Source organism: Streptococcus sp. HMSC074F05, assembly GCF_001808725.1.
In the GTDB taxonomy this organism is placed as follows: Bacteria; Bacillota; Bacilli; order Lactobacillales; family Streptococcaceae; genus Streptococcus; species Streptococcus parasanguinis_I.
The window spans coordinates 1217924-1242202 of record NZ_KV794411.1 but is presented as its reverse complement, the minus strand read 5'-3'; the positions used below and the strand labels follow the sequence as shown (position 1 = coordinate 1242202).

The window sequence follows — 24279 nt, the reverse complement described above, 5'->3', positions numbered from 1 at the left end:
ATCTTCACAAACATGTAATATTTAAATGTGTCATCAAATTCATGCACACGAATCGGAAAGGTGAAGATATTAGACGGATTGATAAGAAAATAAAGTGAGATACAAATGGATAAAACCAACGCCACTATAAAAAATTTTTTATGTAATTGCATATTTTACCTTTTCCTTTCTTGTTTTACAACATTAAATACCAATCACCAATTTTATATAGCCTGATTAATTCTTTTATTCCCCTTTCTATCAGGCTATTTTAATAGTTTTTATACCTTCATCATATACCAATTTCAAAATAATTCAAGTCTGTTTTTCTAATCATTTTTATGATATAATAATAAAGTTCGAATGATAAACAAAAAACTCAGCAACAATCCCAACAAACTCTATAAATTAGATACGATAAAAAAATTCTATTCTGCTCTTTTTTTAACTATTCGGTAAAATTCTCGAAATTTTGATACCGAATAGTTATTTTTTTGCATAAAATGTTAAAAAATCATGCTAAGATAGTCATTCTGAGCTGATTTAAGTTTAGAGGGCGGACAATCTATCACTAAAATTCCTTACAGCCCCAACGGTTTAGGCTGTTTTTTAGTTCATTCAACAACTTTCGGGAAAAGACCAATTTTTCGGAAAAATACTTTCCTAAAAGAAAGTATTTTTTCGAAAACTCTTGGCACCCTTTTTATTTTTGATTGTAATGCAGACCCAAACGAATGAACAGAGATTGTAAAAAGCAAATGAAAAAACTGTAAGGATGATAGCTCCTGTATCTAAATAACCCATTTCTAAACCTCTTTTCAAAAACAACAAGCCTATAGTTTCAACAATGGTAAAAAATAAAAATATATAAAAAATTTTCGCATTAAGCATATTGTTACCGCCTTAAACATATAGAAAAAACGGCAATCAGCATTCACTAAATTACCGTTTTTTATTTAAATTCTATTACTATTAACTATCTAATACTACTAGTATTACTAATATTACTACTAATTATCCTGAGGCCATCGTGTATAAATTGACCCAAAACGTCAAATCCGTTATAAATTCCGTTATAAATAAAGAGTCCTAAAATTATAGATGAAATAATAATACTTGCACAAATAAAATATGTACGATTTTTTTCATTCATAAGGTCAATCCTTCTTTTTATTTGTATTCGCTTACATTTTATCATATAATGTTATTGTAGTAAAGAAAGAAGGTGTTATTATGTTAAGTAAATATTTTTCAAAATATAAATGGACTGATTTATTTTGGATTCTATTTGTGATTTTGACATGCATCTATATAGGAAACCGTGATTTGCTTCCTCTTAATCATCAAGAATTCTCTCTTCGTGGTAGTTTCTGGGGATTTGTACTTGCATTATATCACTTACTATTCATTGATAAATTTATTATCTCTCGCCGGAAGTAAAACGAGGATGAGCAAAAACTCAATTTCAGGAGAAAATAAAGTAAATCTCCCCACAATAAAACGCATAGTATCAAGGTTCTTCAAAACCTAATATTATGCGTTTTTTGATCCTAAAGACTTTTCCCTATTCTTGTTTATTTTGATGTATAGTCCAGATAAAGACAATTCAAATTAGATTACGTCTATCTATTTACTTACCTTTTATTTGCTTTAATTCCTTTATCTCTTTTAGAATACTAAAAATATAGAAACTAAATAGAACTACAAATAAAAAAGATAAAACAAAGAAACCAAACGGAAGTTTTCTTCCCATACCAGCTACTATTCCAAGGGATAAAATACCGATAGCCATTATGGAAATTATGAAGATAAACCACAAGTAAATCATGTAAAACTTATAAAGATAGCAAAAGGACTTATTTTTTTGTTTAGGCTTATACTTCCATTTTAAATAAAAGAAATAAGGTGTATTAATAATTAAAATAAATAAAAATCTCATCTCTAGCACAACTTTTTACTTTCTATTTTGGATTTCCCACAAGATCTCCCAACTTCCAAATACCAAGCCAAAAAGAAATTGTTAGCATGATAAAGAATGTGAGGAACATATTATCCACCAGATTTTTACTCATCAAGCATAGTTCTCTAGCTATGTAAGGAGACACGAGGAACAAAATGCACTGTACTATAGTAATTATTTTTTTCATGATTCATTTATAATACTGTCACATATGATACAGTATACTCCTTTCTAGGAAGAATTCTTATTATTCCTATCTTTATTATAGGCCTACAGCAATTTAGATTCAATTTTTAATATGTGAAAGTAGTTTCAGAATAATTTACAAAACAAAAATAAAGTACACTTTTTAAAGAATGTACTTTATGCTTCTAATTCAGTTGTATCAATGGTTTAGCTTTAGTTTAGTCAATTGTACATAAACTTTTAGTTTTCTTCAAAAAATAAAAATGAGTTCCAATTGTTAAAATGAATCAAGAAAATACAAAAACTTTCCGCCGTGAGAAAAGTGCTAGAAACACTATTGTTTCTAGCACTCGGGAGTTTTGGAACCTTAGGTCCAAAACTAAGTCATGGAACTTCTACGAAGTTCGCTGACGTCCGTGCTCACCTAAGGAAAGTTTTAAGAAGACTTTGTTACCAACATGACAAATGCTAGTTAGCATTGGTCATTTTTCTTTTTTGATAGCGTTGATAAGAATGGTAGAGTTTCAAAACGACAGATCCACTAGCCATCCCGATGGAGATCACCAAGGCCAGAATAACCACCAGGGTCACGCTGGTCACTGCCTGACGATATTGGCCACTGACAAAAAAGGAAGTAGTTCGATAGGAAATATATCCAGGAACCAAGGGCGCGAGAATGGACAACATAAAGACCACGACAGGCGTCTTGAGAATGATACTTAAAATCTGACTGATACAGGAGCCGACAATGGCTGCGATAAAGGTCGCAACGATGACATTGGTAGGCCCTTTCAGGATATAGTAGAGTAGCCAGATGCCCATACCGAGGATCCCTCCAGGAATCAACATGGAGCGCTGCACATTTAGGACAATTAAAAAGGTGATGATGGCAATCAAACTGGCCACCGCTTGGATTAAAAATTCAGTTAGGTTCATTATTTTATTTCATAAGGACGAGGGCGACCGTTGTACCGGCACCAAGTGCAAGAGTAATGAGGAGAGTCTCAAAGAGTTTGCTCATCCCAGAGTTGAGGTGGTAATTCATCAGATCTCGGACGGCATTGGTCATAGCGATTCCAGGAACGAAGGGCATGACACAGCCTGCGATAATGAGATCGGTATTGGAAGGAAAACCACTATAGCGCGTCCAGATATGGGCCAAAAAACCAAAGACAAAGGCGGCCGCAAAGGCAGTGACAAAAGGAATGCGAACGTATTTCTCAACGACAAGAGAAAAAGCAAAGGCAAAGACAGTCGCAATACCTGCTCCAATCGCATCATAGAAATTTCCTCCAAACATGATGGAGAAGAAAGGGGCACTGAGGGTTGCCGCAATGGTCAACTGGAGATTAGTATAAGGAACGCGCTTCATTTTCAACTCGCTCAGGGCCTGGTAGGCTTGCTCGAGATCGATCTCTCCAGAGACGAGTTGACGAGAGATCTGATTGACATCACAGACCTTTTCGATATTGTAATTGGTCCGCAAGATCCGTTTCATGCGTGTGACATTGGCATTCTCAATTGAAAAGAAAATAGCGACTGGCATCGCTAAAACATTGCAATCGACGATTCCCTGTGAATGGGCGATCCGGATCATGGTATCTTCGACCCGGTGAATCTCAGAACCACTCTCTATCAGGAGGGTTCCAGCTAACATCAGGACGTCGATCACTTGGTTGATCTGTTTTGACTCTTCCATAATTTCCTTCTTACTAAATAATCTGTTTCTATTATAGCAAAAAAGGACGAGAGACAGAACTAAAATCTGACAATTCTAGTTTGTTTCTTGTCCTTATGAATTCATTTAGAATAGCTATTGTCTAGCCCTAAGATTCGTTAACTCGGGTGGTGGTGCTGCACGGTGCTATCCTGGACGAGAAGGGTTGCTAAAAAGATCAGTGCAATCAGGATAAAGAGCCAAATAATAGCGAAAATAAATGTTAAAAACATAGGATCACCCCTTCTATCTTATTTACAGCTCTACTATAACACTTGGAGAAAGCGCTGTCAAACCCTATATAGTAAGCTCTTAAACTCTTTCAAAATTCAGAATACTCTTGCGATGGGGATGAAAAAAACCAGCCGTTTCCGACTGGTTTTTTAAGATCTATTTGAATCTTAGTTCAAGGCATCATCCATTGAAAGAACTTCGTGGAAGACACGTTGTGTCAATTCAGTTTTTTGTTCTGGAGTGAGGTATTTAGTGTTTACACAGTATCCAGAGATACGTACGATTACGTCTTCACCTGACATGATCTTTTCGTAAACATCGTTCAAGTCCATAACGTTCAAGTTAACGTGTTGTCCACCGTTTTCGAAGTATCCATCAAGGATGGTTACCAAGTTATCAACTTGTTCGTCACGAGTTTTACCAAGAGCACGTGGTGAAACTTGAGTAGTGAGTGAGATACCATCAGCTGCATAACCAAAGTCAAGGCTAGCAAGTGAGTTCAAGTTTTGCAACCATCCACCTTTAGCTTTGTTAGATGGGTTAGCACCTGGTGAGAAGAATTCCAATTTAGACAAGTTCACAGAACCATCTTCGTTGAGGTATACCCCTTTGTGGACTGGTGAGTTACCAGTTTGTTTAGAGTAAGCAACGTTAGAAGTGATAGTCAAAAGTGAAACTGTAGCTTCTGCGTTCTTGTAAAGTTTGTGGCTGCGAAGACGAGTAGTGTAAGCTTCGATCAACCATTCTGCCAATTCGTTAGAACGTGGGTCATCTTCACCCCAACGTGGGTATTCACCGATTGTTTCGTAATCGTAGATGTAACCATCTTCGTCACGGATTGGTTTAACAGTAGCGTATTTGATTGCTGACAATGTATCAACAGTGTTGGCGAATCCACAGATACCGAATCCCATGTTAGCGCGTTGGTGAGTTGGCAAGAAGGCCATTTGAACTGCTTCGTAGTTGTACTTATCAGTCATGTAGTGGATGATGTTCAAAGCATCTACGTAAGTGTCAGTCAACCAGTCAAGTGATTTTTCGAAGTTTGCTTTAACAGATTCGAATTCAAGAACTTCGTCACGGATAGGATCGATATCAAATACTTTGTAGTCTTTATGAACGTCGTCATAACCACCGTTCAAACCAGTAAGAAGAGCTTTAAGCACGTTTACACGAGCACCGAAGTACTGGATGTTGTGGCGTTGTTCTTCGTTTTCTGGGTCAAGTGGAGATACACAACATGAGATACAGCTCATTTCACCGTATCCGTCTTTAGCCATTGTTGTTACACCTTCGTATTGGATAGAAGAGTGTTTGTGGCTCATGTGCATACAGTAGCGACGGAAGCTGTATGGCAATTTGTCAGTCCAAAGAACTGTCAAGTTTGGTTCTGGCGAGTTACCGATGTTGTCCAAAGTGTTCAAGAAACGGTAGTCCATCTTCGTAACACGGTGACGTCCGTCGTTACCCATACCAGCCATAGAAGTTGTGATGAAGGTTGGGTCACCTGAGTACAATTGGTCGTAAGCTTTTGTACGAGCAAATTTAACTGTACGCAATTTCATAACGAAATCGTCAACGAATTCTTGGATTTCTGATTCAGTGTAAGTACCACGAGCCAAGTCACGTTCAGCGTAGATATCCAAAACGATTGGCACACGTCCAAGAGAAGTAGCAGCACCGTTGATCACACGGCAGACAGCCATGAAGGCGATGTTTGTCCATTGGATTGCTTCTTTTGTATCGAAGGCAGGACGACGTACGTCTACACCATAAAGGTCACCCAATTTAACAACTTCTTGAAGTGCTTGGTATTGAAGGTTTACTTCTTCACGAAGACGGATTGATTCTTCATCGATTTCAGTAATAGAGTTCCAGTCGTTTGCTTTTTCAGCCATCAAGTAGTCAGCACCGTAAAGAGCAAGACGTGCATAAACACCGATGATACGTCCACGAGAGTATGCATCTGGAAGACCAGTTACAGTGTGAGCGTGACGAGCGCGACGGATGTTAGAAGTGTAAGCACGGAAGATACCGTCGTTTACAGTTGTAACGTATTTTGTGAAGATTTCATGAACTGCTGGATCTGGTTCGTATCCATTTTCTTTCAAAGTAGTTTCCGCCATACGGATACCACCACGAGGCATGAAGTTCAATTTGAACAATTCATCATTTTGGATACCGAAGATCAATTCGTTTTCTTTGTCGATATATCCAGCTGCGATATCAGCGATAGATGTTGGACGGTTATCGTATGGGAAACGAGTTTCTTCGTAATGAGCTTTTGTTTCTTCAACAATCTTCTTGATGTGAAGAGAACGTTCAGTTGGACCAGCTAGGAAGCTTTCATCTCCATCATAAGGTGTGTAGTTAGCTTGAACGAAGCGAGAAACGCTTGCTTTTTCTTTCCAATCTTCACCTTTGAAGCCTTCCCAGGCTTTGTCAAAAATATCTTGTGCTTCAACGACTGTTTTAACAACCATTTTTATTTTCCTCTATTGTCTTTCTAGCAACTATATCTGTTGCACTTACAATAGTAGTATACCATACAGAAATCGGTTACACAAAGGCGAATTGCGAAAAACAACAGATTCTTTTGTAATACAGTTTCAAATCCTCTGCGATACTGTACTATATTTTTGAAAACAAGCACAGTTTTTCATCAATTTTCATGTTTTCTGGAGAGTCGATTTTTGCAATTCTGAAATTTTCTTCCTATAATAGAAATAAAGGAGGGCGAAAAATGCTGATATTTCCATTAGTGAATGATACCAGTCGCAAGATTATTCATATTGATATGGATGCATTTTTTGCTGCCGTCGAAGAAAGAGACAACCCTAGTTTGAAGGGCAAGCCTGTCGTGATTGGCCAGGACCCTCGTCAGTCAGGAGGGAGAGGTGTTGTCTCGACTTGTAACTATGAAGCAAGGAAATATGGCATTCATTCAGCTATGAGCTCTAAAGAAGCGTTGGACCTTTGTCCTCAAGCGATTTTTATCTCTGGAAATTATGAGAAATACCGAGAAGTAGGTGAGCAGGTCCGTGAGATTTTCAAGCGTTATACAGATCTGATTGAGCCCATGAGTATTGATGAAGCCTATCTAGATGTGACGGAAAATAAAATCCAGAGCAAATCAGCTGTCAAAATCGCCCGCTTGATTCAGCATGCTATCTGGGAAGAGCTGCATCTCACAGCTTCAGCGGGTGTTTCTTATAATAAGTTTTTGGCCAAGATGGCAAGTGACTACCAAAAACCCCGTGGCCTAACGGTGGTCTTACCGGAGGACGCTGAGGATTTCCTGAGCCAAATGGACATTGCCAAATTTCATGGAGTAGGAAAGAAGACAGTAGAGAGACTACATGAGATGGGTGTCTATACTGGCGCGGATCTTTTAGCCATCCCGGAGATGACTTTGATTGATCGGTTTGGGCGATTTGGCTATGATCTCTTCCGCAAGGCGCGAGGGATTCATAATAGCCCTGTCAAAAGTCATCGCATCCGCAAGTCGATCGGAAAAGAGCGGACCTACCGCAAGCTCCTTTATGCAGAAGATGATATTTTAGAAGAAATTGCCAATCTGTCCAGTAAGGTGGCCCAATCGCTGGAAAAACATGGTAAGCAAGGAAAGACCTTGGTCTTAAAAGTGCGCTATGGAGACTTTACCACCTTGACTAAGCGCATCACCTTGACGGAGCCAACGCGAGATGCTGAGCGCATCAATCGTTCAGCACGTCACATTTTTCAAGAAATCGAATCGATAAATACAGGAATCCGCCTCTTGGGTGTCACCATGACCAACTTTGTTGATCATACTGAACTGCCTCTGGTAGAAGAAGAAAAAGACAACTAGTCTATTCACTAGTCGTCTTTTTTGATGTCAAAGAAGGCTGCAATCTCTTCTTCTGTTAGTCCAATCATAGGCGAGATGGCGTGGAGATTGTCTTCTGTTAGTCGATAGACAGTAGGCTTAGACGTCTCTGCTTTTGTTTCAACAGTTTCTTCCTTGCTTGGTGCAGATTCGACTGTAGCAGAAGCCGTTGCAACGGCTGAAGAAGAGGCTTTGGTGCCTGCGCCTCCATCCAGGTCCTTGAAGCGTTCCACCAAGTAGGTCTTGCGCGCTGTACCTGTATTTTTAGTAGCGAAATCAAAGGCGCTGTATTCTCCTAAGAGGATGAGTTTGCTCTTGGAGCGCGTGATGGCGGTATAGATCAAATTACGCTGCAACATCCGGTGGCTTTGATTCGTAATGGGTAAAATCACCACAGGAAATTCGCTTCCTTGCGATTTGTGAATACTCATCGCATAGGCTAAGCGAATCTTGTACCATTCATTGCGCGGGTAGACGATTTCATTGCCATCAAATTGGATAGTCAATTCATCTTGCTTCGATTCTGTATATTTTCCGGGGAGAAGATCGGTAATGTAGCCGATATCTCCATTAAAGACATTGCTTTCTGCATCATTGACCAGATGGATGACCTTGTCTCCATCGCGGTATTGGCAGTCTGGCGTGTCAAAGACCACCTGGTCTTTAACAGCTGGATTGAGAAGGTCTTGCATGAGCGTATTGATATTGTCAATGCCGGCCTGGCCCTTGTACATGGGTGCCAAGACCTGGATATCTCGTGCAGGGATTTGACTTCGAAGGGCAGCAGAAGTGATTTGTTCGATCATCTTAGGGATGTGTTCGCTTCCTGCTTCGAAATAAGAGCGGTCAGCTTTTCGTTCTGTGAAATCTTGAGGAAGCCTGCCCTGGCGAATGTCTCCTGCTAGTGAGACAATGGTCGAGTTCTCACTCTGACGGAAAATATGCTCCAGTTTGGTCTGAGGGATGCTTGGGATCTGCAAGAGATCAGCTAAGACCTGACCAGGACTGACAGAAGGCAATTGGTCTGCATCTCCCACAATCAAGAGTTTGGTATCGGTTGCGATATTGCTGAGTAATTGATTGGCCAGCCAGGTGTCGACCATAGAAAACTCGTCCACAATAATAAAATCAGCGTCTAAATAGTCATCCAAGTGGCTGGTGTCATCATCTCCTGTCATCCCCAAATGGCGGTGGATGGTGGCGCTCGGAAGTCCTGTCAGCTCATTCATGCGTCGAGCTGCCCGTCCTGTTGGGGCAGCCAAGAGGATCGGCAGGTCTTGTTTCTTCCGAAGATCCAGCTGGTGGAGTTGGGCATAGACACTGATCATCCCATTGATAACGGTAGTCTTTCCTGTCCCAGGACCCCCTGTGAGGATAAAGACCTTGTTTTGGATCGCTTGGTGAATCGCTTCTTTTTGAATCGCATCGTAGCGAATTCCCAGATCTTTTTCAACCGCCTCAATCGCCTGGTTGATTTTCTCAGGGTCAAATGAAGTCGACTTTCCTTTTTCCAATAATCGACCGATATGACTGCGAATCCCTTCCTCCGCAAAGAAGAGGCTGTTGTCAAAGATCTTGGTGTCCACGTTTTGGACCTTGTCTTCCTCGATGAGGCGTCCTAATTCTTGGGCGACAGTGGAAGGATCCAATTCTACTGGACGAGCGGATTCTAGAAGGTCAATGGTATAGCGCAGGAGGTCCTTGGCTTCGATAAAGGTATTTCCAGTCTCGATAGAGTAGCTAAAAAGGCTGTGGATCAGGCCCGCGCGGAAACGCTCAGGGGCGTCACTTGCAATCCCCAATTCTTCGGCTAGTTGGTCCGCGATTTTAAAGCCCATGCCTTGGATATCTTCCACCAATCGGTAGGGCTGTTGCTCCACGATCTGGAGGGTTTCTTCCTTGTAGAAATCCTGGATCTGAAAGGCCAATTTATTGGGAATGCCGTAGTTGGCTAGTTGGGCGAGAATGCGCTCCGTTCCGTAATTCTGACGGAGTTTTTCCACAAAAGCCAGGCGGTTTTTCTTGGAGAGGCCTGTGATTTCTTCTAATTTTTCAGGGGCCTCCAAAATTTTGTCAATGGTATCGTCCCCATAGAGGTCCACGATTTTTTGGGCTGTTTTGAGACCAATTCCTTTGAAGTGATCGCTGGAAAAATATTTCACCAAGCCCTTGCTAGAGGGTTTGGCACGTTCATAGCGACTGATTTTGAGCTGTTCTCCGTATTTAGGATGATGGACCAGCTCCCCCCAGAAGGTGTAGTCTTCGCCTTCCATGATATCTGCCATGGTTCCCGTCACAATAATCTCGAAATCATCAAAGTCTTCGGCATCGGTATCGCTAATGTCAAGCAAGAGGATTCGGAAAAAACTGCTAGGATTTTCAAAAATAATACGCTCAATAGTACCAGAAAAATAATATTCCATCATTTCTTTCCTTTTTATAAAGCAAGGCTGGGACATACTTGTCTCAGCCTCAGTCTGTTGATCTATACTAATAAGTTTTGAAAGGGTAGATCGGCCATAGTCTAAAGACGGCTTGCCCTTTGATTTGTTCTTTCTTGAAAGCTCCGACCTGACGGCTATCTTTTGAAACGATCCGGTCATCTCCAAGTAGGAGGTATTCATCGTCGAGCAACTTCAAGGTAAATTTAGGATTGCCATCCTTGTCTACTGTAAAAGCTTGGGCTGTATTGGCCAATTGGCGGAAGAGTTCTCCGTTTTCTTCGAACCCTTTTCCAGTGTAGGTCGATTGCAATTTATCTTTTTTGAAACGAGCGATGTAGTCCTTCAAATAAGGCTCATTGGTCTTTTTCCCATTGATGTAAAGGGTATCGTTGTCGTACTGAATGGTATCTCCAGGAAGACCGATGACCCGCTTGACGATGTCCTTGGTTTTGCCGTCGTCATCTTTCTCATTGGCAACGACAATGTCGAAACGATCAATTGAGAGGTGGTTGACCACAAGGAGGTACTCGCTATCAGCCAAGGTTGGATCCATCGAATGGCCATCCACCTTGACCGGAGCCCAGAGGTAAATGCGAGAGGCGATGATGAGACCAACGATGATGCTGAAGAGGCCCCATTCTTTAAGGAATCTCACCACTGGTGAGCTAGATGTATGTTTTGAACTTCTTTTTGACATAACTTATCTTTCTAGTAATTTCTTTGCTTTTTCTGTGTTTTTAAAATGGAGTTTGGCACAATAATCCAAAGCTTTCATCCCGTAGGTCTGGAGCAATTTAGCAGCGACTTGGTCTGACTTCGCCCCTGCTCCACTAGGGAGATTAAAGCCCAGTTCCTTGCCCAGATCTTCCAGATTTTGAAGGAAGAGATTGCGGGCGATGATGGAACTAACCGCAACAGCTAAATACTTACCTTCTGCTTTTTCTTCCAAATCAATGGCTTGGGAGACCTGATTTTTTTCAGCTTTCACATATTTTTGGTAGTTTTTAGCCGTTGTAAAGGCATCGATCACAATTCGCTCTGCTTGGACTCCTTTGTTTAATAGAAGATAGATGGCCTGGTTGTGCAGGGCCACTTTGACCGAAACAGCATTGTAGCCAGAAGCAATGACTTCATTGTACTTCTTTGGAGACAATAAGAGTGCTTGGTGCTGGATGTTTTCCTCAAGGAGAGGAGCCAATTGCTGAATTTTTCGATCATCCAAGGTTTTTGAATCCCCCACACCGAGCTTTTTGAGCCAGTCGTGCTGGTCAGGTGTGACAAAGGATGCGACAACGGTGAGTCCACCAAAATAAGAGCCGTTTCCGACCTCATCGGTTCCGATCATGGCTAGATCTTGTCGTGCAGATGAAGTAGAACGCTTAAGGTTCCCAGCATCTTGCCCGAAAAAGTTCAGGTAAGGAGTGAGGTCATTGCCCTGGAGCAGGACCTTTCCAGACTTGTAGATCGAAACGGTCGCTCCCTCTAGTCGAAAGAAATAATCCATATGAGGGTTCTTGCTTTGAGTGAGAGAACTGCGATAGGTATGGACAAAATCAAGGATTTGCTCCTGTGTTGGAGTGAGTGTCATACTTTCCATAACCACTATTGTACCACAAATTCAGGGAGAGAGGGAGCAAAAAGAAAGAAAGAATCCACTGGAAAATCCCTGTGAAGAGGGGCTTTGCTACTGACAAAGCTAGCCTTTTTTGGTATAATACCGTGAGGTGATTTTTATGGCGAGCTTAAATAGATATAAATTTACATTTGGAAACAAAGCGCTCACTTTAACAACCAACCATGATAATTTGTTTATGGAAGAAGTCGAACGTGTTGCGAAAGAAAAATACCAAGCAATTAAGGAACAAATGCCAGAGGCTGACGATGAAACCATCGCGATCTTATTGGCAGTAAATAGTTTGTCCATGCAACTGAATCGAGAGATTGAGTTTGACGACAAGGAAACAGAACTAGATGATTTTCGTCGCAAAGCTTTAGACGACTTAAAGGATAAATCATCTAAATAAGAGGAGATACATGTTAACTTTCTTAATCTTATTGATTTTGGCATGGAGCTTTTATATTGGCTATGCAAGAGGCATCATCCTCCAGTCCTATTACTTTCTAGTGACCTTGGTGGCCCTCTTGATTGCAGGTGGTAGCTACAAGGGACTGGCTAAGGTTTTGTCTCTATGGGTTCCTTTTTCGAGTCCCACTCAGCAATCGGTGAATTATTTTTATGCCAACCGCTACCTGTTTCAATTAGATGACATCTTTTATGCAGGGTTAGCTTATGTGTTGATTTTTGTGCTGGTTTATTTGATCGGCCGCGTGATTGGAATCTTTATGCACTTGGTTCCCCAGCCAGAAAAATTGGAGGATCGCAAGTATCAAATTGGAGCGGGTGTGATCGCCGTCGTGATAACCCTCTTGGTGATCCAGATGGGCTTGACTATTCTCTCAACAGTTCCCATGGCTTCCATCCAAAATAGACTAAATGCAAGTGGATTGATCCGCTTTATCATCCTTCATACCCCGATCAGTTCCAGCCTGTTCCACAACTTGTGGGTGACTGCGATTATCGGAGCTTAAGGAGCAAAAATGAAGAAAGGAGTGAGACAAGTCCGATTCAAGGAAGGACGCTCACTTTTTTTGTAGGAGAAACATGAATAAAAAAATCTTAGATATTCTGGAGTTTGACAAGGTCAAGCAACTCTTTGAACCTTATCTACAGACAGAACAAGGGGAGATGGAGCTAGCAGCCCTTACTCCAACTGATAAAAAAGAAAGCATCGAAACGGCCTTTATGGAGCTAGAAGATATGGAGCAGATCCTCTTGGAAGAGCCTCGCTTTGCAGTATCGACCATTCAAGATGTCCGTTCAGTGGCCAAGCGTTTGGAGATGGAGGCAGCCCTCAATATCGATGAATTACTAGCGCTAAAAGCTGTCCTTCGGGTGACACATGAGCTCAAGGATTTCTACGACAACTTGGAAAATGTCCGTCTGGAAAGGCTCAATCGCCTCTTTGACAACTTGGTGGATTTACCACGCCTACAAGGTGGGCTTCAAGCTATCAACGAAGGAGGCTTTGTCGAGTCTTTTGCCAGTGAAAAATTGGCCAAAATTCGTCGCCGAATCCAGGAAAATGAACACCAGGTCAGAGAGATTCTACAAGAACTGCTGAAAAGCAAGGCCGATATGCTGGCGGATGCTGTGATTGCTAGTCGGAATGGCCGCAATGTTCTACCCGTAAAAAACACCTATCGTAACCGAATTGCAGGGGTGGTCCACGATATCTCAGCAAGCGGGAATACCGTTTATATCGAGCCTCGGGCAGTCGTCAATCTTAATGAAGAAATTGCCAACCATCGGGCCGATGAACGGTATGAAATCATTCAGATTCTGGAGGAATTGTCTGACACCCTGCGCCCTCATGCAGCAGAGATTGCAAATAACGCTTGGATTATCGGTCACTTAGACTTGATCAAGGCCAAGTATCGGTTTATGCGCGATTATAAGGCAGTGGTACCAGAGGTTAGTAACAATCGTTCCATTCAGCTCTTGCAACTACGTCATCCCTTGATTGAAAATGCCGTCGCGAATGACCTGCATTTTACCGAGGACTTGACAGAAATCGTGATTACCGGTCCCAATACAGGGGGGAAAACCATCATGCTAAAAACGCTGGGACTAGCGCAAATTATGGCCCAGTCTGGTCTTCCCATCCTAGCGGATCCAGGTAGTCGTGTGGGAATCTTCTCACAGGTCTTTGCAGATATTGGAGATGAACAATCGATCGAGCAGAGCTTGTCGACCTTCTCCAGTCATATGACCAATATCGTATCTATCTTGAATCAAGTGGATACCGCCTCCTTGATCCTTCTGGATGAGTTGGGGGCTGGAACCGATCCTCAAGAGGGGGCTGGCCTTGCTATTGCCATCCTAGAAGATTTGCGCTTACGTGGAATTAAGACCATGGCAACAACCCACTATCCAGAGCTCAAGGCCTACGGGATTGAGACTGCAGGAGTGCAAAATGCCAGCATGGAGTTTGACACAGCGAGTCTGCGTCCAACCTATCGCTTCATGCAAGGAGTTCCTGGTCGCTCCAATGCCTTTGAAATTGCCCGCCGTTTGGGCTTGTCTGAGACCATTATCCAGGATGCCATGAAGATGACCAATACGGATAATGATGTCAATCAGATTATTGAAAAATTGGAGGCGCAGACCTTAGAAAGTCGCAAGCGCTTGGATATCATTCAAGAGGTCGAACAAGAAAATCTCAAATTCAATCGTGCTCTTCGAAAACTCTATAACGAACTGACCAGAGAGAGAGAAACAGAGCTCAATAAGGCGAGAGAAGAAGCCAAGGAAATTGTGGACATGGCCCTCTCAGAGAGTGACCGTATCCTTCAAGGGCTTCATGCTAAATCCCAGTTAAAACCACATGAGATCATTGAAGCCAAGGCTCAGTTGAAAAAACTAGCGCCTGAAACCGTCGACCTTTCTAAAAACAAGGTCTTGAAAAAAGCCAAAAAGGCGCGTGCTCCTAAGGTGGGAGATGAAATCTTGGTTATCAGCTATGGCCAACGCGGAACCCTGGTCAAGCAACTCAAAGATGGTCGCTGGGAGGCGCAAGTCGGCTTGATCAAGATGACCTTGAAAGAAAAAGAATTCAACCTCATCAAGGCTGAAAAAGAAGCGACTCAACCTAAGAAACGCCAAGTGAATGTCGTCAAACGCTCGAACACGAGTGGGCCGAGAGCGCGTCTAGACCTCCGTGGGAAACGCTATGAAGAGGCCATGCAAGAGCTAGATGGCTTTATCGATCAGGCCCTGCTCAACAACATGGCCCAAGTCGATATCATCCACGGGATCGGGACGGGTGTCATCCGTGAAGGGGTGACCAAGTATCTCCGCCGCAACAAACACGTCAAAAGTTTTGAATATGCCCCCCAAAATGCAGGTGGAAGTGGCGCAACCATTGTTACGTTTAAAGGATAAGTTAAACCCTGGCTGTTTATCAGCTAGGTTTTTTAAATTTTTATAAAATGAAAATATTTGAAAGTTGTTGAAAAGGATTCGCTTTTAAATCTGATTTTCAGTAGGTCCTCCTTTTTAAAAGTGCTATAATAGAGGCAATGAATGATTTGGGAGGATACGCATGCGTAAACGTGAAAGTGCAGATTCGTGTACAACGATTCTAGTCGGAAAAAATGCTAGCTATGATGGTTCGACCATTGTAGCACGAACAGAGGATTCTCAAAATGGCGTTTTTACGCCCAAGAAGTTGATCGTGGTCAAACCAGAAGATCAACCGCGTCATTACAAGTCGGTATTATCAACTTTTGAAATCGACTTACCAGATAATCCAGTTCGCTATACAGCGGTTCCAGATGCCATTCCTAAAGACGGGATCTGGGGAGAAGCTGGGATCAATGTCTATAATGTAGCCATGAGTGAGACAGAGACCATTACGACCAATAGCCGTGTGCTAGGGGCAGATCCTCTTGTAGAGAGTGGCATCGGTGAGGAAGACATGCTGACTTTGGTCTTGCCTTATGTCAAGACAGCCCGCGAAGGGGTCTTGCGTCTCGGAAAGATTTTGGAAGAGTACGGAACTTATGAATCCAACGGGATCGCCATTTCAGATGTGAATGAAATCTGGTGGTTGGAGACCGTCGGAGGTCACCACTGGATGGCGCGCCGTGTCCCTGATGATGCCTATGTGACCAACCCCAACCAACTGGGAAGTGATTATTTTGAATTTGGTAATCCAGATGAGTTTCTTTGTGACCCGGATCTTGAACGTTTTGTCACAGAGCACCATTTGATTCTGGATCAAGAAGGGAAAGGTTTTAATCCACGCTATGCCTTTGGTAGCCAAAAAGACAAGGACCGTCACTACAATACACCGCGGGCTTGGGCCATCCAGCGTTTCCTCAATCCTGAAATTGAGCAGGATCCACGGAGCTTCGAGATTCCTTGGTGCCAAAAACCTTATCGCAAGGTGACGATTGAAGATGTCAAATATATCTTGAGCAACCACTACCAAGATACCATCTACGATCCTTATGGTCCTGAAGGCGATCACGTGAGTCAGCGGACCTTCCGGACGATCGGGATCAACCGGACCAGCCAGACAGCGATTCTGCAATTGCGTCCCAATAAACCACAAGAAACGACAGGCATCCAATGGATTTCTTATGGCTCCATGCCTTACAATACAGCCGTTCCTTTCTTTACCCAAGTGGACACAACGCCAGACTACTTTGCCAATACGACGGCTAAGGTAACAACGGATTCCTTCTACTGGGCCAACCGGATTATTGCAGGACTAGCAGATCCTCACTATGCTCACCATGTTGGTGATTTGGACGATTACCAAGAAACGACAATGGCCTGGGGACATGCGCGCATCAATAAAGTCGATCGTGCACTTGCAGCAGGTGAAACCGTTGATTTTGAGGCGGAAAACCAAGCTATGAGTGATCAAATCCAGGAAGCGACAGATCAACTCTTGGACAAGATTTTGCTCGATGCTAGCAACCTCATGACCAATCACTTCTCCTTGAGTGATTAAAAAGCGTAAATTTTCAGGTGGTTTACAAGATATTTTCAGAAATGATTGACAAACTTTTGAAAATCGATTAAAATAGAGAAAATTACATACGACCGAATGAAGTTTGCAGGAGCGTGAGTGACTGTGAATGGACGGAACTCTGGAGAGACCAGAAATGGCACCGAAGGGGCAAGGTAGAGGATGCATCTACTCAAACTCTCAGGTAAAAGGACAGAGCGAAAGATAGGGGAAGTCCCCTATTTTAAGCAGGACCAGAGTACATGTTTGACATGTGCTCTTTCTTTTTCTCTTTTCTGTCGAGCGGTCGATGAAAAAGGAGACAGAAAATGGATCATGTATTGCAGTTTTTTCAGCAGGTCGATAATTTAGTGTGGGGCGCCCCGTTATTGGTGCTCTTGGTAGGAACAGGGATCTACCTGACCCTTCGCTTGGGTTTGCTTCAGATACGCTACCTTCCAAAAGCTTTTCGCTTGATCTTTACAGAAGATGAGGGACACGGGGATATCTCGAGTTTCGGAGCCCTTGCGACAGCCCTAGCAGCTACTGTAGGGACGGGGAATATTGTAGGGGTAGCTACAGCGATTCAGACAGGTGGCCCAGGTGCCCTCTTTTGGATGTGGATGGCAGCCTTCTTTGGAATGGCGACCAAGTATGCAGAAGGGCTCTTAGCCATTCGTTATCGGACCAAGGATGACAACGGTCATATCTCAGGTGGTCCGATGTACTACATTCTTCACGGGATGGGAGAGAAGTGGCGACCACTGGCTATTTTCTTTGCGGTTGCAGGAGTGCTGGTAGCCCTCTTTGGGATCGGAACCATGACCCAGGTTAATTCCATTACGGGATCCCTTCAAGCTAGTTTTGGAACAACTCCAGAAGTGGCTAGTGTAGTGATTGCTCTAGTGGTTTCGACCATCATCTTTGGTGGAATTCACTGGATTTCCAAAGTCTCTGAAAAAGTGGTTCCTTTTATGGCTGCTGCCTATATCTTTGCGACTGTCACGATCATTTTCTTGCATCTGGACCAATTGCTTCCAGCCTTGAAATCGGTATTTTCAGGTGCTTTCACAGGGACTGCAGCCATGGGAGGTTTCGCAGGAGCGACGGTTAAAATGGCTATCCAAAAAGGGGTGGCGCGTGGAGTTTTCTCCAATGAATCGGGGCTTGGATCAGCACCCATTGCAGCAGCCGCAGCGAAGACCAATGAGCCTGTCGAGCAGGGCTTGATCTCCATGACAGGAACCTTTATTGATACCATTATTATTTGTAGTTTGACAGGACTTTCGCTCTTGGTTTCAGGTGAGTGGATGGCTAAGGGCAGCACTAGTACCCTGACTCAGGATACGTTTACAGGCGTCTTTGGTCCAGTCGGAGGCATCATTCTGACGCTATGCTTGGTGCTTTTTGCGACCACGACCATACTTGGATGGTCTTATTACGGAGAGCGGTGTTTTGAATTCTTATTTGGTGTTAAACATATCAACCTCTATCGGACCTTCTTTGTTTTTATGGTTGGACTGGGAGGCTTCCTTAAGCTGGATTTGGTCTGGGTGATCGCGGATATTGTGAATGGGCTGATGGCTTTGCCTAACCTAATTGCCCTTTTAGCTCTCTCCCCTGTCATCATCAAAGAAAGCAAACAATACTTTAAGAAATAAGAAAACCCAGATCGCGAGATCTGGGTTTTCTTGTCTATTTGAGATAGGCTCATTTAATAGCGTTTTTCTTTTGGCCAGCTACTCATTTCGGCGATGGCGGTGAAGAGCACATCTGTCGAAGAGTTGAGGGCTGTTTCGCAAGAGTCTTGGATGACCCCGATGATAAAGCCGACGCTGACGACTTGCATGGCCAAATCATTGGTGATACCAAAGAGGCTACAAGCAACAGGGATGAGAAGGAGAGATCCTCCCGCAACTCCAGATGCTCCACAAGCAGAGATAGCCGCTACGACACTCAGGATGAGCGCCGTTCCAAAGTCAACCTGAATGTGCAAGGTATTGGCAGCAGCGAGCGTCAAAATATTGATCGTCACCGCAGCGCCTGCCATGTTTACAGTTGAACCAAGTGGAATGGAGACAGAATAGGTGTCTGGATTCAGCCCCAATTCTTCACAGAGACGCATGTTGACAGGGATGTTGGCTGCAGAGCTTCGCGTGAAGAAGGCTGTTACTCCACTGACACGGAGGCATTTAAAAACAAGGGGATAAGGGTTCTTGCGAATCATGAAAAAGACGATCAATGGATTGATGACCAGGGCTACAAAAGCCATGGTACCAACCAAAACAAGTAAGAGAATCCCGTAGTTGCTAAGGGCACTGAGTCCTTGGCCAGCGATGGTCGTGAAGACCAAGCCTAAGATCCCAAATGGAGCTAGGTTGATAATCCACTCAACAATTTTTGAAGTGATGTCTGCTAGGGTTTGTAGGAGGTCTTTACTATGTTCGCTCGCTTCTCTCATGGCGATCCCAAAGACAGTTGCCCAAGAAAGGATTCCAATGTAGTTAGCTTGCTGCAAGGCGTTGACCGGGTTGTCGACGATCTTGAGCAAGAGGTTACTAATCACTTCGCCAATCCCGTTTGGAGAGGATCCTTCAGCGGCCTTTCCAGTCAGGGTAATGGTGATTGGGAAGATGTAATTGATCAAAACAGCGACGAAGGCAGCTGCAAAGGTTCCTAGGAGATAGAGGACGATGACCTTTTTCATATTGGTCTCTGTCCCTTTTTGGTGTTGGGAGAGAGCGTTTGCGACAAGCGCAAAGACCAGAAGGGGTGCGATCGCACGGAGCCCTCCAACAAAGAACTGACCTAAGAGTCCAATGCCAGATGCTTTCGGGAAGATAAGGGCTAGGATAACACCAAGTACAATCCCGATTGCGATCCTTTTCATAAGGTTGGTTTTATTCCAAGTGGTAATCAATCGATGAATCATGTAGGACCTCCTTAAAAAATAATTAAGGAATATTATACGATAGTTAGGGGGGAAAAGCAATGAAATTTTCAAAAAATAGCCTTATTTCCGAATATTTGATATAATCATACTATTCTTTGATAGAAAGGCCCGAATAAATGAGTCAAGCTTTCCAACGTTATTTCAGTAAAATAGACTGGACGAAGATTTTTGATGATCTGATATCAAAATGTATCTCTCTGATTTTTGTCTTTCTTTTATTTTTTATTGCTAAAAAGGTCATCCATAGCCTGGTTAAGCGGATATTAACCCCATCCTTTAAGTATACGGTGCAGGATGAAGCCCGTAAAAATACGATTCTCCGTTTGGTTGAGAGCCTTTTAAACTATTGTTTGTATTTCATCTTGATCTACTGGATTTTGTCGATTCTAGGTCTTCCGGTCTCTAGTCTCTTGGCTGGTGCTGGGATTGCTGGGGTGGCGATTGGGATGGGAGCCCAGGGTTTTCTTTCCGATTTGGTCAATGGTTTCTTCATCCTTTTAGAACGCCAGTTGGACGTGGGAGACAATGTTCGTCTCACGAATGGGTCTATTAATATTGCCGGCATCGTCAGCAGTGTCGGGATTCGCACGACCCAGGTGCGGGACTTTGATGGAACTCTCCATTTTGTCCCGAATCGCAACATCACCGTCGTCAGCAATCTCTCACGTGGTGATATGCGCGTGCTGATCGATATTCCGCTAGATGCAAATACCGATCTCGACAAGATCTATCAGGTGATTGCTCAGGTTAATCAGTCTGAACAAGATAAACACCCAGAGGTGTTGACAGGTCCTACGATTTTAGGCCCACAGATCGAAAAAAATGGTCGTTATTCCTTCCGAATTGCGATGACTGCGCAAAATGGAACCCAGACGACTGTCTATCATACCTACTATAAACTCTACCATGATGCCTTGATGGAAGCAGGGATTAGCCTACCGACAGGAAAGAACGGGATCATGTAATACAAAAAAGAGGCTGGGACAAAAGTCCTAGCCTCTCAATTATTTTTAGATTGTCGAGCAAGACGCAGTGGTTGAGTAGGTGGGACGACGAAATCGAATTCTAACGAATTATCGATTTCTGTCCCACTCTCTTTTTTGGTCTATTTTAAGTGGCAGTATTTGAAATCCAGCTTTTTAATCTGGTCCCAATTTTTTCGAGCCTCTGGTGGCAAGACGATGAGTTGCTGGCGTAGCATCGTCGTGATTTCAAGATTTAAGGATTCGATCGGGAGGGCAATGGCTACGGAACTTTTTGCCCTTTGGATCTTGTCCATGCAATATTCAATATGATGGCAAGCTGCGCCGGTCTGTGATTGACGGCTAGCTGCGATTTCTTGTCGCATATTGGAGAGTAATTGGACCAATTCAGACTTAATGAATTCGATCGTATCTGATTTTTCTTGAGCTAAAAGAAACATAAGCACACCTCCTTTTGCTATAGTTTAATACTAATTTATTAAAAATGCAAGGGGGTAAAGTAAAAAAAATAAAATTTTTTTAGAAAAAGATACAGAAAAATAGAAGGGTCAAATCTCCCCATTAGAGACGGTCGAGTTCCTTATCTAAAAAATGGCTTTCCTCACTTGGGACGGGGTGTCTTGACAGAGGCTTTTAGATATAAAAAAACTCCCGAAACACACTGGATTCAGGAGTTGAGAGGCTTTGACCCGAAGGCCTTAAAGAAAAATATCGATTGATTATACAAGACCTTGTGCAATCATCGCATTTGCAACATTTTCAAAGGCAGCGATGTTGGCACCTGCAAGGTAATCTTTACCAAGTCCGTAAGTTTCTGCAGTTGTTTTAGCAGTATTGAAGATGTTGGTCATGATGTCTTTCAAACGTCCGTCCACTTCTTCGCGTGTCCATGAAAGACGTTGGCTGTTTTGGCTCATTTCAAGAGCAGATACAGCAACTCCACCAGCATTGGCTGCTTTAGCAGGTCCGTAAAGGATACCATTTTCTTTGTATACGTTGATGGCATCGATGTTACTTGGCATGTTTGCTCCTTCAGAGACAACTTTCACACCTTGAGCGACCAAACGTTTTGCAGCATCGCCATCAATTTCGTTTTGAGTTGCACATGGAAGAGCGATGTCATAGTTACCAGCATAAGTCCATACAGAACCTTCGTAGTAAGTAGCAGTTGGTTTTTCAGCAGCGTATTCAGTCAAACGTGCACGACGTTTTTCTTTGACGTCTGTAAGAAGGTCGAAGTCAATACCGTTTTCGTCGATCACGTAACCGTTTGAGTCAGATACAGAGATAACAGTTGCACCAAGTTCAGTTGCTTTTTGAAGAGCGTATTGAGCAACGTTACCAGAACCTGAGATCACGACTTTCTTACCAGCAAAGCTGTCGCCGTTGGCTTTGAGCATTTCTTCCGTATAGTAAACCAAACCATAACCAGTTGCTTCTGGACGGATCAAGCTACCACCGAAACCAAGAGGTTTACCAGTCAAGACACCAGCATCAAATTGGCGAAGGCGTTTGTATTGACCATAAAGGTATCCGATTTCACGTCCACCAACCCCGATATCACCAGCTGGAACATCAAGAGAAGGACCGATGTGTTTTTGCAATTCAGTCATGAAGCTTTGGCAGAAACGCATTACTTCAGCGTCTGTTTTTCCTTTAGGATCGAAGTCAGATCCACCTTTACCACCACCGATAGGAAGACCAGTCAAGACGTTTTTGAAGATTTGTTCGAAACCGAGGAATTTCAAGATCCCTTGGTTAACAGTTGGGTGGAAACGAAGACCACCTTTGTAAGGACCTACAGCAGAGTTGAATTGAACACGGTAACCACGGTTTACTTGGATGTTTCCTTCACGGTCAACCCAAGGAACACGGAAAGAAATTACGCGTTCAGGTTCTGTAATACGAGCCAAGATGTTTTCTTCGATGTATTCAGGATGTTTTTCAAAAACAGGTTCCAAAGTGCTGAGGAACTCTTCAACAGCTTGAAGGAATTCAGCTTCGTGGCCGTTACGAGCCTTTACAGTTTCGAAAGTGCTTTGGATATATTCTTTAGCAGTTGTCATGTTAATTCTCCTTTGTGAATGAAACGAAAACCAGCAAACCCGCTAGGGGAGTGGTTTTGAGATAGTTGACAAACAATGTCATGTTTTATTACATGGATCATTATAGCAGACTTTTTTTGGCTTGTAAAGAAAAAAGTTGAATTTTCTGAAAATTTTATCGCGACTAGGAAAGTCCGAATGTTTGGAAGAATTTTTAGCTTTGATAGCCCGGAAGCTTCCAAGTGATGGTATAATGAAAGAAGAAAATAGAGAGCATCCCGAACAATTCTGTTGGTGGTGTTTCAAAAAAGGAGTACAAGATGGTATCGACAAAAACGCAAATTGCTGGTTTTGAATTTGACAACTGCTTGATGAATGCGGCAGGTGTAGCCTGTATGACCACTGAGGAATTAGAAGAAGTGAAGAACTCAGCTGCGGGGACCTTTGTGACCAAGACAGCGACCTTAGAATTCCGTGCTGGTAATCCAGAGCCACGCTACCAAGATGTGCCGCTTGGTTCGATCAATTCGATGGGGCTGCCTAACCAAGGGTTGGACTATTATTTGAATTACTTATTGGAGTTGCAAGAAACGGATCCTGACCGGACCTTCTTCTTATCTCTCGTCGGCATGTCTCCTGAAGAAACTCATACCATCTTGAAAAAGGTGCAAGACAGTGACTTTAAAGGCTTGACAGAGTTGAACCTATCTTGTCCCAATGTCCCTGGAAAACCTCAGATTGCCTATGATTTTGATACGACAGATCGGATCTTGTCCGAGGTCTTTGCCTATTTCACCAAACCTCTAGGGATCAAGTTGCCACCTTATTTTGATATCGTTCATTTTGATCAAGCAGCAGCGATCTTTAACAAATACCCGCTCAAGTTTGTCAACTGCGTCAACTCGATTGGAAATGGCCTCTACATTGAGGATGAATCCGTGGTGATTCGTCCTAAGAACGGCTTTGGTGGGATTGGCGGAGAATACATCAAACCAACGGCTCTCGCCAATGTCCATGCCTTTTACCAACGTCTGAATCCAGAAATTCAGATTGTGGGGACAGGAGGTGTCTTGACCGGTCGCGATGCCTTTGAACATATCCTTTGTGGGGCTAGTATGGTGCAAATCGGCACGACGCTTCATAAAGAAGGAGTAGGAGCATTTGAACGCATCACTGCGGAGCTCAAAGCCATCATGGAAGAAAAAGGATACCAAAGCCTGGAAGACTTCCGTGGGAAATTGCACTACATTGACTAATCTTTCGAAAAGAACTTCCTCAAGTGGAAACTTGGGGAAGTTTTTTATGAGAGTGGGACAGAAATCGGTAATTCGT

Annotated in this window: 19 protein-coding genes and 1 riboswitch; of the genes, 9 read left to right on the top strand and 10 right to left on the bottom strand. The window is 43.0% G+C overall.

Translation table 11 applies throughout. The features are described 5' to 3' along the window. Positions 1 to 1212 precede the first annotated feature (1212 nt). Positions 1213 to 1419, top strand: a complete 207-nt coding sequence (locus tag HMPREF2685_RS10910; protein WP_083279722.1) for a hypothetical protein — start codon at positions 1213 to 1215, stop codon at positions 1417 to 1419. Positions 1420 to 1609: 190 nt separating this feature from the next. On the opposite strand, the gene HMPREF2685_RS10755 is transcribed toward HMPREF2685_RS10910, so the two are convergent. From HMPREF2685_RS10755 to pflB, 4 genes are all read right to left on the bottom strand, one after another. Further along, on the bottom strand, positions 1610 to 1771 hold the full coding sequence (locus HMPREF2685_RS10755) for a histidine kinase (RefSeq protein WP_185755163.1): 162 nt from the start codon (positions 1769 to 1771) through the stop codon (positions 1610 to 1612). A gap of 822 nt (positions 1772 to 2593) precedes the next feature. Next, on the bottom strand, positions 2594 to 3061 hold the full coding sequence (locus tag HMPREF2685_RS09620; RefSeq protein WP_031575574.1) for a threonine/serine exporter family protein: 468 nt from the start codon (positions 3059 to 3061) through the stop codon (positions 2594 to 2596). Positions 3062 to 3065: 4 nt separating this feature from the next. Then, on the bottom strand, positions 3066 to 3824 hold the full coding sequence (locus HMPREF2685_RS09615; protein WP_021153883.1) for a threonine/serine exporter family protein: 759 nt from the start codon (positions 3822 to 3824) through the stop codon (positions 3066 to 3068). Positions 3825 to 4243: 419 nt separating this feature from the next. Then, a complete protein-coding gene (pflB, locus tag HMPREF2685_RS09610) occupies positions 4244 to 6559 on the bottom strand; it encodes a formate C-acetyltransferase (RefSeq protein ID WP_049484073.1) in 2316 nt (771 codons plus the stop codon). A gap of 260 nt (positions 6560 to 6819) precedes the next feature. Here pflB and dinB point away from each other — a divergent pair, with 260 nt between their 5' ends. Further along, positions 6820 to 7926: a DNA polymerase IV gene (dinB, locus tag HMPREF2685_RS09605; RefSeq protein WP_049515794.1), complete on the top strand. Its 1107-nt coding sequence runs from the start codon at positions 6820 to 6822 to the stop codon at positions 7924 to 7926. An 8-nt stretch (positions 7927 to 7934) separates the two neighbouring features. Here dinB and HMPREF2685_RS09600 read toward each other — a convergent pair whose 3' ends face one another. The 3 genes from HMPREF2685_RS09600 to rnhC form a co-directional block, all read right to left on the bottom strand. Beyond that, positions 7935 to 10367, bottom strand: a complete 2433-nt coding sequence (locus HMPREF2685_RS09600; protein ID WP_070466588.1) for an SF1B family DNA helicase RecD2 — start codon at positions 10365 to 10367, stop codon at positions 7935 to 7937. 67 nt (positions 10368 to 10434) lie between these two features. Then, complete coding sequence (lepB, locus tag HMPREF2685_RS09595) at positions 10435 to 11085, bottom strand: signal peptidase I (RefSeq protein WP_070449379.1); 651 nt, start codon at positions 11083 to 11085, stop codon at positions 10435 to 10437. Positions 11086 to 11088: 3 nt separating this feature from the next. Then, a complete protein-coding gene (gene rnhC, locus HMPREF2685_RS09590; protein WP_070466585.1) occupies positions 11089 to 11985 on the bottom strand; it encodes a ribonuclease HIII in 897 nt (298 codons plus the stop codon). 136 nt (positions 11986 to 12121) lie between these two features. Here rnhC and HMPREF2685_RS09585 point away from each other — a divergent pair, with 136 nt between their 5' ends. The 5 genes from HMPREF2685_RS09585 (at position 12122) to HMPREF2685_RS09565 (ending at position 18627) form a co-directional block, all read left to right on the top strand. Continuing rightward, positions 12122 to 12412 (top strand): hypothetical protein, encoded by a 291-nt coding sequence (locus HMPREF2685_RS09585; RefSeq protein ID WP_049471900.1) that lies wholly within the window; start codon positions 12122 to 12124, stop codon positions 12410 to 12412. A 10-nt stretch (positions 12413 to 12422) separates the two neighbouring features. After that, positions 12423 to 12977 carry a CvpA family protein gene (locus HMPREF2685_RS09580; protein ID WP_049506576.1) on the top strand — a complete coding sequence of 185 codons (555 nt, stop codon included), beginning with the start codon at positions 12423 to 12425 and terminating at the stop codon, positions 12975 to 12977. Between the two features lie 73 nt (positions 12978 to 13050). Beyond that, positions 13051 to 15390 (top strand): endonuclease MutS2, encoded by a 2340-nt coding sequence (locus HMPREF2685_RS09575; protein ID WP_070466583.1) that lies wholly within the window; start codon positions 13051 to 13053, stop codon positions 15388 to 15390. Between the two features lie 160 nt (positions 15391 to 15550). Beyond that, positions 15551 to 16969, top strand: coding sequence for a C69 family dipeptidase (locus HMPREF2685_RS09570; RefSeq protein ID WP_049523313.1), 1419 nt, complete (start codon positions 15551 to 15553; stop codon positions 16967 to 16969). Between the two features lie 129 nt (positions 16970 to 17098). Next, a riboswitch (glycine riboswitch) is annotated at positions 17099 to 17193 on the top strand. A 102-nt stretch (positions 17194 to 17295) separates the two neighbouring features. Next, positions 17296 to 18627 (top strand): alanine/glycine:cation symporter family protein, encoded by a 1332-nt coding sequence (locus HMPREF2685_RS09565; protein WP_070466581.1) that lies wholly within the window; start codon positions 17296 to 17298, stop codon positions 18625 to 18627. A 53-nt stretch (positions 18628 to 18680) separates the two neighbouring features. Here the strand turns inward: HMPREF2685_RS09565 and sstT are convergent, their stop codons facing one another. After that, a complete protein-coding gene (gene sstT, locus HMPREF2685_RS09560) occupies positions 18681 to 19898 on the bottom strand; it encodes a serine/threonine transporter SstT (RefSeq protein WP_070466579.1) in 1218 nt (405 codons plus the stop codon). 137 nt (positions 19899 to 20035) lie between these two features. Here sstT and HMPREF2685_RS09555 point away from each other — a divergent pair, with 137 nt between their 5' ends. Further along, positions 20036 to 20884, top strand: coding sequence for a mechanosensitive ion channel family protein (locus tag HMPREF2685_RS09555; RefSeq protein ID WP_003008782.1), 849 nt, complete (start codon positions 20036 to 20038; stop codon positions 20882 to 20884). A 140-nt stretch (positions 20885 to 21024) separates the two neighbouring features. On the opposite strand, the gene HMPREF2685_RS09550 is transcribed toward HMPREF2685_RS09555, so the two are convergent. Both HMPREF2685_RS09550 and gdhA read right to left on the bottom strand, forming a co-directional pair. Then, positions 21025 to 21342: a hypothetical protein gene (locus HMPREF2685_RS09550; RefSeq protein ID WP_021153868.1), complete on the bottom strand. Its 318-nt coding sequence runs from the start codon at positions 21340 to 21342 to the stop codon at positions 21025 to 21027. Positions 21343 to 21621: 279 nt separating this feature from the next. Continuing rightward, complete coding sequence (gene gdhA, locus HMPREF2685_RS09545) at positions 21622 to 22968, bottom strand: NADP-specific glutamate dehydrogenase (protein WP_003004977.1); 1347 nt, start codon at positions 22966 to 22968, stop codon at positions 21622 to 21624. A 299-nt stretch (positions 22969 to 23267) separates the two neighbouring features. On the opposite strand from gdhA, the gene HMPREF2685_RS09540 reads away from it, so the two are divergent. Next, a complete protein-coding gene (locus tag HMPREF2685_RS09540; RefSeq protein ID WP_049474144.1) occupies positions 23268 to 24203 on the top strand; it encodes a dihydroorotate oxidase in 936 nt (311 codons plus the stop codon). Positions 24204 to 24279: the final 76 nt, after the last annotated feature.

Coding starts and splice junctions, on each gene's coding strand:
- HMPREF2685_RS09575 (WP_070466583.1), top strand. CDS start 13,051: ATGAATAAAAAAATCTTAGATATTCTGGAGTTTGACAAGGTCAAGCAA.
- HMPREF2685_RS09585 (WP_049471900.1), top strand. CDS start 12,122: ATGGCGAGCTTAAATAGATATAAATTTACATTTGGAAACAAAGCGCTC.
- rnhC (WP_070466585.1), bottom strand. CDS start 11,985: ATGGAAAGTATGACACTCACTCCAACACAGGAGCAAATCCTTGATTTT.
- dinB (WP_049515794.1), top strand. CDS start 6,820: ATGCTGATATTTCCATTAGTGAATGATACCAGTCGCAAGATTATTCAT.
- HMPREF2685_RS09620 (WP_031575574.1), bottom strand. CDS start 3,061: ATGAACCTAACTGAATTTTTAATCCAAGCGGTGGCCAGTTTGATTGCC.
- lepB (WP_070449379.1), bottom strand. CDS start 11,085: ATGTCAAAAAGAAGTTCAAAACATACATCTAGCTCACCAGTGGTGAGA.
- pflB (WP_049484073.1), bottom strand. CDS start 6,559: ATGGTTGTTAAAACAGTCGTTGAAGCACAAGATATTTTTGACAAAGCC.
- HMPREF2685_RS09600 (WP_070466588.1), bottom strand. CDS start 10,367: ATGGAATATTATTTTTCTGGTACTATTGAGCGTATTATTTTTGAAAAT.
- sstT (WP_070466579.1), bottom strand. CDS start 19,898: ATGATTCATCGATTGATTACCACTTGGAATAAAACCAACCTTATGAAA.
- HMPREF2685_RS09540 (WP_049474144.1), top strand. CDS start 23,268: ATGGTATCGACAAAAACGCAAATTGCTGGTTTTGAATTTGACAACTGC.
- HMPREF2685_RS09555 (WP_003008782.1), top strand. CDS start 20,036: ATGAGTCAAGCTTTCCAACGTTATTTCAGTAAAATAGACTGGACGAAG.
- HMPREF2685_RS09570 (WP_049523313.1), top strand. CDS start 15,551: ATGCGTAAACGTGAAAGTGCAGATTCGTGTACAACGATTCTAGTCGGA.
- HMPREF2685_RS10755 (WP_185755163.1), bottom strand. CDS start 1,771: ATGGCTATCGGTATTTTATCCCTTGGAATAGTAGCTGGTATGGGAAGA.
- HMPREF2685_RS09580 (WP_049506576.1), top strand. CDS start 12,423: ATGTTAACTTTCTTAATCTTATTGATTTTGGCATGGAGCTTTTATATT.
- gdhA (WP_003004977.1), bottom strand. CDS start 22,968: ATGACAACTGCTAAAGAATATATCCAAAGCACTTTCGAAACTGTAAAG.
- HMPREF2685_RS09550 (WP_021153868.1), bottom strand. CDS start 21,342: ATGTTTCTTTTAGCTCAAGAAAAATCAGATACGATCGAATTCATTAAG.
- HMPREF2685_RS09565 (WP_070466581.1), top strand. CDS start 17,296: ATGGATCATGTATTGCAGTTTTTTCAGCAGGTCGATAATTTAGTGTGG.
- HMPREF2685_RS09615 (WP_021153883.1), bottom strand. CDS start 3,824: ATGGAAGAGTCAAAACAGATCAACCAAGTGATCGACGTCCTGATGTTA.
- HMPREF2685_RS10910 (WP_083279722.1), top strand. CDS start 1,213: ATGTTAAGTAAATATTTTTCAAAATATAAATGGACTGATTTATTTTGG.